We start from the raw sequence: 14,185 nt of genomic DNA on the forward strand, positions 1-14,185 counted from the left end.
CATATTATCGAACGAAGCTGATTACAACAACCGCCGCACCCATTAACACAATAACTGAGATGAAAAAATAGCCAAAGATCCTTAGAGGACGCGGCAGCGTACCGAGATCAACTTTCCGTATCGGTCCTCCGCCTTCTATCTGTTGAATAGAGCGAAGGTTCTCATCGACATAATGAACGTTAGGAATTACATCCCCCGTCTGGACCTTCTCAGGCTGAGTTTCGTGAATGTTTTTTGGAGTCATTCTCATTCCCCTCTCCTATTCCTTTACATCGAAATCAATGTCAGTTTGTATCTTATAGCTTTGTTTATTATCTTCGCCGTCCGTATTCGCTTGGACATAAAAATCAACATAACCATCAACGACATAGTGGCCTTCAGGAAAGCCGTCCTCCCATAAGCTTTTTATGAAATCAACATAATCCTTTTCATCTTGTTCACCGTAACCGCCGCCTCGTTTGTATTCTTCTCGAAGCAGTTCTCCTCTTTTGATCGTTGTGTTCAATAAGGGTTGGTCCATTATATAAGCAATCCCATAATTCCTTGTTGTCTCCGTTATCGGAAAATAGAACGGTGATGCAGAGTGATAAATCGTCACAGAATCCTTGTCTCCGATGTATTCTAATTCTCCATATACCTTTACGGGTTCACCTTTGCGATACTCTTCTTTGTCAGAGACAAGCCGATAGACAAAATCGCCTTCCGTTGCCTCGGCGCTTGACCCGTTTATTTCTTCGCTATTAGACGGGGCAGGGGAGGGATCGGAACTACCCTTATCGATCTTTGCTTGCGAGCTGCAGCTTGCCAATACGATCGTTAACGCAACATATCCTAATAAAATAAATGCTCTCATTCTATATCACCTCACTGTTCTGACGAAAAATGGAAAAACTTTGTTGCACGTATGCCGCTGCTTATGCCCCAAAACTAGACTTTGCTCTCACCTAGCTCCAACTAGGTCCATTATGCACATACAGAATACATGGGAATGGTCGCAACGCGCCAAAGTTTGCTGTAGAGGCACATATGCACTTACAGCGCTGAAGTCACATACGTTACTCGTCTGTAAGAGCACATAGCCACTTACAGGCTACGTGGGACTCGCCGCCACGCGCCAAAGTTTGCTGTAAGAGCACATATGTACTTACAGCGCTGAAGTCACATACGTTACTCGTCTGTAGGAGCACATAGGCACTTACGGGCTACGTGGAACTCGCCGCCACAAGCGGAGGTGTAGGCAATTCAAAAAAACCTTACCGGCTCTGAACCCCAAGGCCCAGCGCAAGTAAGGTTCCCCTTATTTTCCATTATTAATTCCAACCGAGCAGAAGCTGCTCCAGCTCGCCGGCCGATAACGGCTTGCTGAACAAGTAACCCTGCACCTTGTCGCAGCCCCGCTCTTGCAAGTAAGCCAACTGTCTCTCTTCCTCCACGCCTTCGGCGATCACGCACATGCTCATTCGTTTGCCGATCAAAATAATTTGTTCCACAAGCGTCGCTTGATTCGACTCCGCTCCGATCAGATCGATGAACGACTTGTCGATCTTCAGCGTCGAGATCGGCAGATGAGTCAGATGGCTCAACGAGGAGTAGCCAGTGCCGAAGTCGTCCAGCGCGATCTTAATATTTTCGCGTTTCAGCTCGTTCAGCTTCACGCTTACGTAATCATAAGATTCAAGCAGCACCGACTCCGTAATCTCCAGCTCCAAATGATGCGGTACAAGTCCCGACTGCCCTAGCGTACGGAGCACCATCTCGTTAAAGTCGTTTTGCAGCAGCTGCAGCACGGATATGTTGACTGACATCGTCAGGTCAGCGAACCCTTTGCGATGAAGCTCGTTCAGGAATCGGCAAGCGGTCGCCAGCACCCATTCGCCGATCGGCACGATTAGATGCGAATCCTCCGCAACGTTAATGAACTTAAGCGGCGATACATAACCGAGTTCCGGGCTCTTCCAACGCAGCAGCGCCTCCAGTCCCGATATCCGGTTCGTCGCCAAATCGACCTGCGGCTGATAGACCAGCTCGAACTCTTCCTGCTCTAATGCCTTATACAACTGCTTCTCGATCATCATCCGTTCGGCGAACATCTCGTTCAGCGGATGATCGAAGACCACATAGTTGTCCTTTCCCGCTTCCTTCGCTTTGTACATCGCAATGTCTGCGCGTTTGACGAGTTCCATCATATCATTGCCATGATCGGGATATAAGCTGACGCCGACGCTAATGCTGATATGAATCATCGTGTTCTCCACATCCACTGCTTCCTTGAAGCAGGATAACACGCTGCCCGCCGCGTCATGGATATGCCCCTGCTCCTCTAGTGAATGCCATACGATAATGAACTCATCTCCGCCGAATCGGTATACGTCACCTTGACGGCCGACGATTGCCCTTAAACGCTCGCTTGCCTTCAAGATGAGCCGGTCGCCGAATCCATGCCCCATCGTATCGTTAATATATTTGAAGTTGTCTATATCGACGAACAGCAACGCTGCTTGGCCCGATCTACCGGCAAGGAAAGAACTCGATACATTCTCGTACAGCGCCAGCTTATTCGGCAGACCTGTCAACAGATCGTGGTAGGCCAAATGCTGCATCTTCTCTTCGCTTTCCCTCAGCTTCTTCTGATTATCGATAACGAATTCGTATTGCTGCCGCAGCTCGTCCTCGGTCGCCGTAATCTCCTCGTAAGCGGACTCCAGCTCATCGTGGGCCTGCACCATTTCGCGATAAGCAAGCTCCAGCTTCTCTTCCATCCTCTTGATGCGCTTAAGCGTCCGCCATATGAGCCCGAAGACGAGCAGCGCGGTAACGAGGATGAAGAACCACCCTTTAATCATATTAATGCTTGCGAGCCAATCGGCATCGTCCGTAATAGCCGATACAGCCCGATCCGTAAGCAAGATCCACAAACTCCCGACTATAAAATATATGCCTGCAATCCGCAGTGAGCCTTGCAACGGGCTGAAGGAGCGCTTGTCTCCCCATCCCTTGCCTAGCTTCTCATAAGCTTCATTTCTTATTGGATGGGTACTCTTGTCTTTTTTTCTATGCAGCATGTGGCCCTCTCCCATTCGGTAAACAGTATGTACTGTTAAAATTTTCTACAAAATTACCGAAATTCCTCCATTATTCTCTTTTTTACGCAAATAAAAAGAAGGAACCGTGTCCAAATTGGACAAGTCCCCCTCCACTTCCATGCTATGACGCTTACGTTAAGCGTTTAAAATACGGATAATCCATCGTTTGCTGAATATCTGCCGCAACAGCCTCGCCCCAGATCGATTCGATGAAAAACAATCCCAAATCGACGGATGCCGTAATTCCTCCACCCGTAAAAATGGTGCCGTCCCGCACATATCTCTCCTTCACCGCAGTGTCGCAATAAGGAACAAGCAGCTCGATTGCGTTCGGATTCGTTGTCGCCCGCTTCCCTGCGAGCAAGCCCGCAGCGCCAAGTAGAACCGCTCCCGTACAGACGGAAGCCTTATATTCGGCTCCTTCGGCCGTCCGCAGCCACTCGATGAACGAAGCGTCGCCAACGAGTCTCCTCGTCCCCATTCCTCCAGGAATGAACACGACATCGTAATCGCCCAAATTCGGCAAAACAAGATCGGCCTTTACGCGCATGCCGCGATCATCCGTAATCTCTTCCGCAGCCGCGCAATAATCCCAAGTCATATTTTCCACAATGCCGCGTTTCTTCAGCCAAGTGACCGCATTATGGAAGCCGCTGAAGTCAAGCGTCGTCATGTCGTCGAATAATATAAAAGCAAGCCGCATCTTAATGTTCCTCCCGCACAGCAAATATGGAATCGATAATAACGGGCAGCCCGCCTCGCAAGGATACCGCTCCGAATACGGAGCGAGCATGTACGCCTCTATCCCCGAACACTTCGGCCATTAGATCGGAGAAGCCGTCGAGCACCTTATGATGCTCCTCGAACTCCGCGCTTGCGTTGATGAAGCCTTGCGCCTTCACGACGCGCGCCACTTTGTCCAATGAGCCAAGATAGGACTGGACGACGGCCAATATCTCAATCGCCGTCTCTCTCGCATACTTGTAGCCTTCCTCCGTCGTATAATGGATACCCAGCTTCCCTCTTGCTCCGCTGCTTGGTCCTTTGCCCGATACGAACAACAGTCCGCCTTCCAGGACGCAGTTCGCGTAGCTCGCTGCCGGTTCGCTGGCAGGCGGCAGCTTGATGCCTAACCTCTCCAACCTAGATCCCGTATCCTCTATCTGTACATCGTTACCCACGCCGTTGTCCCCCTTCACCCTTCTCTATTGCCGATTGCTTAAATCACAGTCTATACTACAATTGACCCTTAACAAAGTGTCAGTCAACCACTCTTTTTAGTGGTCAGATTGACTGAAGCGGAGGCAATTACCCCATGGATATAACGCTTCATCCGAACGATACAGGAGCGCTATACTTACAGCTTTACAAGCGTATCAAGACACTTATTCAGGATGGCATCGTACAAAACGGAACAAAGCTTCCCTCGGTGAGGACGTTGTGCAAGCAACTAGGCGTCAGCAAAACGACCGTCGAGACCGCCTATCAGATGCTGCTGGAGGAAGGTTACGCGGCGAGCAAACCTCGCTCCGGCCTATATGTGATTCATCACCATTATGGACAGCACCCGCGCGTGAGCTCATATCCGCACAATAACGAACCTGCGAGACAGCAGTACGAGCAAAACGCAAAGCCGCAGGACGCAGTGATCGATTTCAGCCTATTGACCGTCGACGGCGAGTCGTTCCCGCTCCGCCAGTGGCGATCCGCCCTAGCCGAATCGCTTGCGGCAAACAGCCGCTTCATTCACGAATACGGTGAACCGCAAGGCGAACACAGCTTGCGTGAACAGCTTGCGCGCTACTTGACGAATTCGAGGGGAGCGGTTTGTACGGCCGAACAGATCGTCGTCGGCACGGGCATTTCGAACAGCATCCATGTGCTGTCAAGGCTGCTTGGAGAAGGACTGTCCGTTGGTGTAGAAGCGTATGGCATTGCTCAGGTGAGGACGATTTTCGAACAAAATCAATTAAAGCTTATCCCGATTCAAGGCGAAGGCGAACATCACGAATTGACCTTCGAGCAATTGGAACGCAGCACGCTACAGGCGCTCTACCTAACCCCGTCGCATCGTCCCGCGGGTAGTCCGCTTCCCTACAAAACGCGGCAACAGCTTCTGCAATGGGCACAGGCAAGCGGCAGTTATATCATCGAAGACGATTATGACGGGGAATTCCGTTATTACGGCAAAACAATCCCTTCTCTGCAAGGGATGGACCGCCACGACTCCGTTATCTATTTAGGCACATTCTCCAAGTCGTTCACGCCCGCGCTGCGGATGAGCTACATGGTGCTCCCGCCAAAGCTTATGGAGAAGCTAAACGATCTAACGCATATTCTGACATGCCCGTCGCGAATCGATCAGTGGGCGATGGAGCTGTTCATGGAGAAAGGCCATTGGTATCGTCATATTCGCAAAATGAGGCAGGTGTATCGGAGAAAGCATGAGCGGCTGATCGCATGCATCGAACGCTGCTTGCCGGGCAAAGCGCTAGTAACAAGCGATCATGCCGGGCTGCATATCGAGCTGACGCTGGAAGCGAGCTGCAGCGCCGAGCGGCTCATCGAGCTTGCGGCAGCCGCAGGGGTTCGCGTCTACGGTCTGCAAAACCCGGACCTACCCGGACTTAACGACAAGCCTAAGTTGTACCTGGGCTTCGGAGGCATTACTGACAGCGAGATGTCGCACGGCATTCAATTGTTAAGCGAAGCATGGTCGCCTACATGGCGTCATTAATAAAAAAAGCGATATGGCCCAAGAGCGGCATATCGCTTGCTTCGTATTATTTTTTTCTAAGTCGAATAACGAGATAAATGACCTCTACAATAAGACCGACGGCGAATCCGGCTGCAATCAACTCCATAAACACAAGAATGCTGATGAGATCCTCCCAGCCGGTCATATCTCTAGAATAAACAGCCATTCCGATTAGACCCGCCGCGAGTCCGGCAGTCGAGCATAACGCCAGCTTACGCGCGCCCAGCCATCCGAAGAAGCCGAACAGAAACGATAAGCCCGTGCCTAACAGCAGAAATCTGAACGCATACACTCCCGTGAATGTCTGCTCCATAAGGACGAACCGTATAAGCCATAGCAGCAAGGTTGCCGTAAGCGACGATATGCCCGCCCATAACCACCAACGACTGCTTCTTGCAGCAGGAAGCCAACGCATAACTACTGCCCCTCTCTCGAAACGCTTTTTCTTGATGCATCTATAAGACGTATCTCGCGTAGCAATTGTTTCGGGATTAGGCTCGAAGCCCGGCGACCTTGCGGTACTTCATGTAGGAGACCACACGCCAAGGCAATACATAGGAGAACGCAACGAGCATGAACAAGGCGCCCAACGTCGAAGCATTAACCATATCAAGGTAGCCGCGAAGGGCGAATCGGATCGCAAGGACAGCTAAAAATGCAATAATAAAGCCCATATTTTTCGTTGCGTAAATTTGGTTGTCGTCGCGAATCTCATAGTTCGTTGTCCATATGAGCGGCAGTGACAATACAATACCCAGAACGACGGCAATAATCCAATCATACATCGGTGCATGTACGTCCGAATTCATGAACAGGGTCACGCCCGGCAGCATGAACAACAGCGGCATTAACAGACGTTTCCCTCCGAGCACCGGCCTGTAGAAAGCTCTTGTTCGCCTCCATAATACGAATACAGCAATCACCAAAATCATTACATACATTTCGTTCACGTCTTCACCGCTTTCCGCTCTATTTTTATCCTCAACCAGTATACATGGATTAGGTTATTTTAGAAATATTTATATACGCAAAAAAATAGAGCATCATAAGATGCTCCTAACGAATAACGATGATGTTGCTTGCTACATCTGACGACGTCTTACCGTATTCAGTTCCATCTCGTTCTGATGCCATTCCTTAATAATATGCTGATAAAAATGGCTCTCTTGCGAGCTTAAGCCCCGCTTATTGCTCTTCACGGCAAACTTCTCGATGCGCTTCTTCAAAATCTCGTTGCGACGACCCAACAAATCCGAATAAGTCAAGTAAAATCAGCCTCCAGCAGTCGTATTTTGTCTCGTCTCGATTAAGTATATCGGAATAACCGGGGATTGAAAAACCGCATATGATCGCTATTATCCGCAAATATCCGCCTCAGCGTCTCTCCTCCAAAGAGAGCAAATCGTATTCTAAAATATCCTTCCCGATTCGCAGTCTCACGATAGGAGGGCAGCCTATTTTCAGCTAATAGAGTAGAATCGTCCAAGCCGTTTGGCAACCTTTTCATAGAATATATGAATCTATTGAAAGGTTGTGAGATTAGATGGCTGTGTACAAATTTTCAACAGGCCCCGTCGAGAACTCCGTTAATGTCGACGATTCGTTCACGCCGCCGGGCGCGTCGAGCTTCGTCTTCGTCAAGGCTCTCAACAACAGTACTTGCAATAACGTAAGGGTACGCGTGAAGCTGTTTCAATTAAACGGAAGGAAGCGGCTCGTGAGCAATCAGTCATTTACATTGAGAAGATTCGAATCAAACTTCGTCATTCTCGACGTTGCAACAATCGCGCAATACGAGGTGCAAATCTTCACCAGCAACAAGAACGTGCTCGTCTCCGCCTGGGGCAAAAACGCGGACGGCCAGCTCGTTGCTGCTCAGCGCTTCACTCAACAGGAGCTTACCAAAGGCACCTTCAAGGGCTAACAAAACGAACCACGATGAAATGGCTGTGCAGGCTCTCCCTCCTGTGCCGCCATTTTTTCGCGTTTAGTGATATAATCTAGGGTAGCCGGAAGACGCCGTTCTTTGGCGGCCGAAGCTATTTTTCATAGTGAAACAAATGGGAGATTATTCGAACATGGATAACTTGTATAGGATAGATAACAATCAATGGAATATGCTTGTTCAAGACGTAAGCGACAGCTTCGACGATGGGACCATTAAGCGCGGATATGCTTATTACAGACAGGGGCGGGTGCTTCATATCGCGATGAGCGCGCCGCAGCAAATAGAGGGAATCGTCGAGGGGAACGACAATTATAGGGTCGAGATCAACCTCGATTTTTTCACGCTGAGCAGCTGTTCGTGTCCGGTAGGCGGCAACTGCAAGCATCAATTCGCGATTCTGCTCGAGTACGCCCGGCTGCAGAACCGATCCGTCGAGACGCTTGTGAACGCTGGACAGCATGTTTTCAGCCAGCCTTCGCCGCGATCCGCAACTACATTCGCGGCATCCGTACGCAAACGGCAGCCTCTTGCCAATAAGCCAGCCGTCTTATCGGCAGCAGAACTGACGGGCAAGGGCAGCATGCTTGCTCAGATGACGATCGCCCAGTGGCATGAATGGTTCGCCCATTGCACGGCAGGACTTGAGGAGAAGACGCGGAACGGACAATACGTGCAAGATTCACTAAAGGCCATTATGTCTCACAAGCCCCCGCTCTCGCCCGTACTGGAGCAGCTTCTTCGTCTGAACGCCCGGCTCTTCGTCCTTCAAGCGCTGACGAAGCCGATGACGAACTCCTCCATGCCGAGCCATTTCTATATGGGTTTCTTCACGAATTCGGCCGCTATCGATCTAGAGAAAGAAATGATGGGCGTATTGGATTCGAATCTTCCCATCCAAGCTGAACCTGAGCAATGGGATCGCGTCAAGGAGACACTCGCTATTATTCGCCGCGCCATGCTCGTCCAATCACGCATTCAGCAAGCTGCGGTCAGCTTCTACTTCCAGCTGTGGACGGAGTGGCTGACACCGAATATGAACGGCGCAGCGCTTTATGAGGAAGAGCTTCGAGAGCTGATGGTTGCTTCCGAAGCGTTGGGAGGCGAGCTCCGCCAATATCCGTGGCTGATTGCGCAGAGTTGGATGTCGTTTAGCTTATCCGAGGACGAGAAGGCTTGGGAGCTGCTGGGCACGATCAAGCGGTCCGATGGCAGTTCCGATGATCTGTTTCGATTCCTGCATGCCCTCATTAAAGATAAGCATTGGGATCGATTGATCCGTTGGCTGTCATGGTTCGGTTCGAACATCGTAGGCTTAGTCACCCATGCCGAGCAATTGTATTCGCATCTATGGGACGAGGTGCTTCTCCATCGTCCAGACGCCGAACCGCTCATGTGGCATGCGCTGAAGCAACGACTGCCAGCCAGCCAGGAGGCTTATGAGGACAAGCTGCTCGCTTACGGCAAGCTGCGCGAATGGATGGACTTCCAGATGAGCGCGGGCAGAGAACCGCTCGATTATCGCGTCTCGGAATTCGCGGATATCGAGCGCAACGATCCAAAGCTGCTGCTCCCCTTCTACCACCAAGCCGTGGAGCGGTACGTTCTGCTCAAGAACAGAGCCGATTACAAGCAGGCGGTCAAGCTGCTTAAGAGGCTCGCCAAGCTATATAATAAGCTGAAACGAGAGGATAGATGGGAGCTGTTCTTGAACTCGTTCCTCGAGCGGCATAGCAGGCTGCGCGCCTTATCAGAGGAATTGAGGAAAGGAAAGCTGATACCATGAGTACGAACATGAACATGAGCATCCAAGTAGACATGATCAAGGTTACCGTTACAATAACGACACAGGGCGACGCCCTCTTATACGGATATAGAGCGAATCGCAACACCGCTATGAGCGGCTTGGCGCTTAAGCACCGCTTATTTGCCTGGCATGAGCCGTCCTTCTATGGAACAGAGCTTGAAGTCATGCAGGTACAGCATACCGAGCTCATTCTGCTGCCTGCCGAGCAGGTGCTACCGTTCTTCGCCGAGCTGGAGCTTCTCTCTTCGATTGAATGGGAATGGGCCGGACATGGCCCCGCGCTCGTTCGGCTGGCGCCAGTGCTGACGGCATGTCTGGAGGAAAAGCGATATATTCCGAGTCTCCCTGCCTTCCAGGAAGGCAAGCTGGAATGGTCGTGGGACCATATAGACGCGCAAGGGATACAGGATCAATCGCAGGCGCATGAGGATCAGGATGAGGATACGCTTACCGAAGGGCTTCGAGCGTCATTCTCGGCCGCCGTATTCGGTCGCTTCTATGCTACCGAAGCCGAGCAAACCGATCTGCACCGGGAATTTCCGCTCTTATTCGCGGAAGATCGCACGGCGGCTGCCGGGATGGACGAGCAGGCTTGGCTCATTGCGGTCGGCTGGAGAGCCGATTCGGCGCCGTTCAGGCCGCTATTGCAATTGCTGGAGCCGGGCGAGGAGGAGCTGGACTGGCGGCTTCGGCTTGTGCTGCAGGACAAGCTGGACCCTGCGGCGATTACGCCAATCCGCCTGACAGGGAATGGCAGCGCGTTAGGTTCTTGGCCGGCGTCATGGACGGGCTTCGTGCAAGAGCGATCGGCTGGCTGGCTGGAGCATCTGCGCGCTTGCCTGCCTGCTGAGCAACTTGCGGGCGCGGGCGCACACGACGATGATCTGCTTAGCGCTCCGTTATCGGACGAAGCCGCTTGGCAGTTTCTAACGACGGACAGCAAGCGTCTGCTCGAAGCCGGCTGGCAAGTGCTGCTTCCCGCCTGGTGGGAGGCGGCGAGCAAGAAGAAGCCGCGGCTGCGCGCCAAAGTGAAAGACGGCGCGGGGCGCGGGGCGAACAAGTCGCAGTCGCTGTTCGGCCTCGACTCGCTCGTCGACTTCGACTGGCGAATCGCAATCGGCGAAGCCGATCTCACCGAGGAAGAGTTCGCCGCGCTCGTCGCACGCAACGAACGCCTCGTCCGCTTCCGCGGGCAATGGATTTCGCTTGACCCTGCCCTGCTGTCGCAGATTCGCAAGCTGATGGCCAGCGTGGATCGGACGGAAGGATTATCCTTCCAGGACGTATTGCAGCTGCATCTGCTTGGCAACGGCGGCGCGAGCAGCCCTGAAGAAGAGGCGGCTGCAGCGGCGGACAACGCGGCCCGCATCCAGCTCGAGGTTGAGCTTAACGAGCATCTCGTCAAACTCATCGGTCAGCTCGGCGCGCAATCCGAGCTGCCGCCTCTTGAGCCGCCGGCCGGGCTGCGCGCCGAGCTGCGGACTTATCAGCGGGAAGGCTACGCATGGCTTTCCTTCCTGAGACGCTTCGGTCTCGGCGCCTGTCTCGCCGACGACATGGGCCTGGGCAAGACGGTACAGCTGATCGCGTACTTGCTGCATATGAAGGAAACGGGAGCGCTGGAAGACGGCGCTCCCCCGGCTCTTATCATCTGCCCGACATCCGTACTCGGCAACTGGCAGAAAGAAATTACGCGCTTCGCCCCGTCGCTCAGCGTCACGCTCCACTACGGCGGCAGGCGCAACAGCGGCGACGACTTCCTTGCGCAGACTCAGCAAGCGGATATCGTGCTGACCTCTTATGCGACGGCCACGCTTGATCAAGAGCTGCTGCAGTCCATTAACTGGGCTGCAATCTGCCTTGACGAAGCGCAGAACATTAAGAACGCTCAGACGAAGCAATCGTTGGCCGTTCGCGGCATGAAGGCCAAGCATCGCATCGCCCTTACAGGCACGCCGATCGAGAACCGGCTGAGCGAGCTATGGTCGATCTACGACTTCATCAATCCCGGCTTCCTCGGCAGCGCGGCCGGCTTCCAGCAGCGTTTCGTCAAGGCAATCGAAACCGAGCGCGACGAGAAACGGATGGCTGACCTGCAGAAGCTCGTTAAGCCGTTCATGCTTCGCCGCAAGAAGAAGGATCCCGCGATCCAGCTCGACTTGCCGGATAAGAACGAGATGAAGACGTACATTCATCTCACGGCCGAGCAAGGCGCACTATATGACCAGAGCGTGAATCAGCTCATGGACCGCATGCAGAAGCTTGAGGGCATCGAGCGGAAAGGCGCGATTCTCGCCGCGCTCACCCAGCTCAAGCAACTATGCGATCACCCGCTGCTGCTGACGAAGGAGAGAACGGCGGCAGCAATCGGCGAAGCCGCTGCCGATGCTCCGCTTGATACGGAAGCGCTCATCAGCCGCTCCTCCAAGCTGGAGCGTCTGCTCGCGATGGTTCGCGAGCTGCGCGACGAGGGCGAGCGCTGCCTCATCTTCACGCAATATGTGGGCATGGGACAGATGCTGCAGCAGGTGCTCCGGCAGGAGCTGCAGCAGCCGGTGCTGTACTTGAACGGCAGTACGTCCAAGTCCGCGCGCGATCGAATGATCGAGCAATTCCAATCGCAGACCCTGCCCCCTGAGGAGCAGCCGAACGTATTCATCCTATCGATCAAGGCTGGAGGCGTCGGCCTCAATCTGACGGCAGCGAACCATGTCTTCCACTTCGACCGCTGGTGGAATCCGGCCGTCGAGAACCAAGCGACCGACCGCGCATACCGGATGGGCCAGACCCGAGATGTACAGGTGCATAAGTTCATCTCGCTCGGTACGCTCGAGGAGCGGATCGACGAAATGCTCGAGAGCAAGCAGCAGCTTAGCGACACGATCATCACAAGCTCCGAAGGCTGGATTACCGAGCTATCGACCGATGCGCTGCGCGACCTCTTCACGCTGCGGCATGATTTCGCCGAATAAACATGAAAACGGGATGGAGCAGACATTATTCTGCTCCATCCCATTTCTATTTGGCATATGCGTACTCACATTTTGAATGGATTACATACAATCAAAATGCTAGGAATGAGAAGATAGCAGGCTTTGATTGGGTTTTGTACAGTCAAATGCACGAAATAAATCTACTGATGGCTAAAATGCCTGCTTTGGCTGTATGTTTTCCACTAAAAAGTAACTTAATGGAATATTGGAAGCGATTAGACTGTATGAAATACAGGCTAACGTAACCTCAGTAAAATTAGCCAGCTTCCCTGCCAGACTTCGCCTTCCCAGCGAAGCTGAACTGGAACGAGGTTCCCGCCCCTACTCTGCTTTGAATATCGATCTTGCCGTTCATCTTCTTAATAATCCCAAACGACACCATCGTCCCAAGGCCTGTCCCTTTCTCCTTTGTCGAATAATAGGGTGTGCCGAGCCTCCGTATTTGTTCCTGCGTCATGCCGCAGCCGGTATCGTTAATGCTAATAAGCAGTTGGTCTTGATATTTTTCCGATCTGATCTCGAGCAGACCGCCGCCCGGCATCGCCTCAATCGCATTTTTGCCAATATTGATCATCGCTTGGCGGAACTTGTATCGATCCCCGGCAACAAAGAGCGGCTGCTCCTCAGCTGTGTACTCTTTAATCTGAATGTTGTTATAGTTCGCATAAGTGAGCAGCACATTCGACAAATAATGAACCTCTTCATTTAAGTCGATATTTTCGACCGTCTCGGGATCGGGCTTGGCCAGCGTCAAGTAATCGGTGATGATCAGCTGCGCGCGATCTAATTCTTCCAAGCTGATTTTTTTGTAAAACTCTTTCTTCTGCTGGCTTAAGTTAGCCGTTCCGAGCAGTTCGATGAACCCTCTGACGGTCGTAAGCGGGTTGCGAATCTCGTGAGCGACGGAGGCGGCCATGTCGCCGACGATCTTCATTTTCTCGCTGCGAATAACCTCTTCCTGCATGTAAAAATATTTGCCGAGAATCTCGATTAAATAAATGCCGATTCCGATAATGACGCCTTGCAGCAGATAGGTTTCCAATGTCTCTATCGGCTTCTTGTAAAGCAATTCGAGACTTCCGATCATCGAGAGGTAGAGAGAGAATGTAATAAGTTTAATGGAAGTACATAACAAAATGGCAGCCATAATCTTATGCGGCAGCTTGAGCGCTTGATAACGCTTGTTAATCCCATAGACGACAATCAGACTCGGCAGCAGCGCGAATAAATAAAACAGCTCGTTCGGATTGCCTGACAAATACCGAAAGATCAGCAATGTCGCATATAACAACAACGCGACGGGCATCCCGCCGTATAGCGAGCCGATTGCTAAAGGGATAGAGCGAAAATCGTATGTAAGGCCGTGGATATGGATGGGAAAGGACATCGTCGTAATAAGCGCAATCGCAAAAAGAATATAGAGAAGAAACCGATAGAGCAGCAATTTGCCCTTTACTCTGAAAATATACGGATAAAACACGAGCGGGGAAAAAATAAGAAAAATATTAAGAATAAAATCTTTGAATTGAGCGACCATGACTTCCCCCAGCCCTATACCTATTTAACCTAAATATATCATAAAAGGACTCGGTTGGATGC

At 51.9% G+C, this 14,185-nt stretch carries 13 protein-coding genes; 4 read left to right on the forward strand and 9 right to left on the reverse strand.

The window, feature by feature from the left end; translation table 11 throughout:
- Positions 1-4: 4 nt before the first annotated feature.
- The 5 genes from V8F51_RS23140 to V8F51_RS23160 form a co-directional block, all read right to left on the reverse strand.
- Positions 5-244: a hypothetical protein gene (locus V8F51_RS23140; protein WP_337102870.1), complete on the reverse strand. Its 240-nt coding sequence runs from the start codon at positions 242-244 to the stop codon at positions 5-7.
- A gap of 15 nt (positions 245-259) precedes the next feature.
- Positions 260-853 carry a hypothetical protein gene (locus V8F51_RS23145; RefSeq protein ID WP_337102871.1) on the reverse strand — a complete coding sequence of 198 codons (594 nt, stop codon included), beginning with the start codon at positions 851-853 and terminating at the stop codon, positions 260-262.
- Between the two features lie 457 nt (positions 854-1,310).
- Entirely contained in the window at positions 1,311-3,062 is a 1,752-nt protein-coding gene (locus tag V8F51_RS23150) for a putative bifunctional diguanylate cyclase/phosphodiesterase (protein ID WP_337102872.1), read from the reverse strand.
- Positions 3,063-3,213: 151 nt separating this feature from the next.
- Entirely contained in the window at positions 3,214-3,786 is a 573-nt protein-coding gene (locus tag V8F51_RS23155; RefSeq protein WP_337102873.1) for a DJ-1/PfpI family protein, read from the reverse strand.
- Position 3,787: 1 nt separating this feature from the next.
- Complete coding sequence (locus V8F51_RS23160; RefSeq protein WP_337102874.1) at positions 3,788-4,264, reverse strand: RidA family protein; 477 nt, start codon at positions 4,262-4,264, stop codon at positions 3,788-3,790.
- Positions 4,265-4,398: 134 nt separating this feature from the next.
- On the opposite strand from V8F51_RS23160, the gene pdxR reads away from it, so the two are divergent.
- Positions 4,399-5,820 (forward strand): MocR-like pyridoxine biosynthesis transcription factor PdxR, encoded by a 1,422-nt coding sequence (gene pdxR / locus V8F51_RS23165; protein WP_337102875.1) that lies wholly within the window; start codon positions 4,399-4,401, stop codon positions 5,818-5,820.
- Positions 5,821-5,866: 46 nt separating this feature from the next.
- Here pdxR and V8F51_RS23170 read toward each other — a convergent pair whose 3' ends face one another.
- The 3 genes from V8F51_RS23170 to V8F51_RS23180 all read right to left on the reverse strand — a co-directional run bounded on the left by V8F51_RS23170 (position 5,867) and on the right by V8F51_RS23180 (position 7,106).
- Positions 5,867-6,256, reverse strand: a complete 390-nt coding sequence (locus V8F51_RS23170; RefSeq protein WP_337102876.1) for a hypothetical protein — start codon at positions 6,254-6,256, stop codon at positions 5,867-5,869.
- A gap of 76 nt (positions 6,257-6,332) precedes the next feature.
- Complete coding sequence (locus V8F51_RS23175) at positions 6,333-6,773, reverse strand: CcdC protein domain-containing protein (protein WP_337102877.1); 441 nt, start codon at positions 6,771-6,773, stop codon at positions 6,333-6,335.
- Positions 6,774-6,923: 150 nt separating this feature from the next.
- On the reverse strand, positions 6,924-7,106 hold the full coding sequence (locus tag V8F51_RS23180) for a hypothetical protein (RefSeq protein WP_337102878.1): 183 nt from the start codon (positions 7,104-7,106) through the stop codon (positions 6,924-6,926).
- A gap of 278 nt (positions 7,107-7,384) precedes the next feature.
- Between V8F51_RS23180 and V8F51_RS23185 the strand changes: the two genes are divergently transcribed.
- The 3 genes from V8F51_RS23185 (at position 7,385) to V8F51_RS23195 (ending at position 12,565) form a co-directional block, all read left to right on the forward strand.
- Complete coding sequence (locus V8F51_RS23185) at positions 7,385-7,765, forward strand: hypothetical protein (RefSeq protein WP_337102879.1); 381 nt, start codon at positions 7,385-7,387, stop codon at positions 7,763-7,765.
- A 154-nt stretch (positions 7,766-7,919) separates the two neighbouring features.
- Positions 7,920-9,572, forward strand: a complete 1,653-nt coding sequence (locus V8F51_RS23190) for an SWIM zinc finger family protein (protein ID WP_337102880.1) — start codon at positions 7,920-7,922, stop codon at positions 9,570-9,572.
- A gap of 14 nt (positions 9,573-9,586) precedes the next feature.
- A complete protein-coding gene (locus V8F51_RS23195; protein ID WP_337102932.1) occupies positions 9,587-12,565 on the forward strand; it encodes a DEAD/DEAH box helicase in 2,979 nt (992 codons plus the stop codon).
- A gap of 277 nt (positions 12,566-12,842) precedes the next feature.
- Here the strand turns inward: V8F51_RS23195 and V8F51_RS23200 are convergent, their stop codons facing one another.
- Complete coding sequence (locus V8F51_RS23200; protein WP_337102881.1) at positions 12,843-14,123, reverse strand: ATP-binding protein; 1,281 nt, start codon at positions 14,121-14,123, stop codon at positions 12,843-12,845.
- Positions 14,124-14,185 lie beyond the last annotated feature (62 nt).

The organism is Paenibacillus sp. YIM B09110, assembly GCF_037167145.1.
Lineage (GTDB): Bacteria > Bacillota > Bacilli > Paenibacillales > Paenibacillaceae > Pristimantibacillus.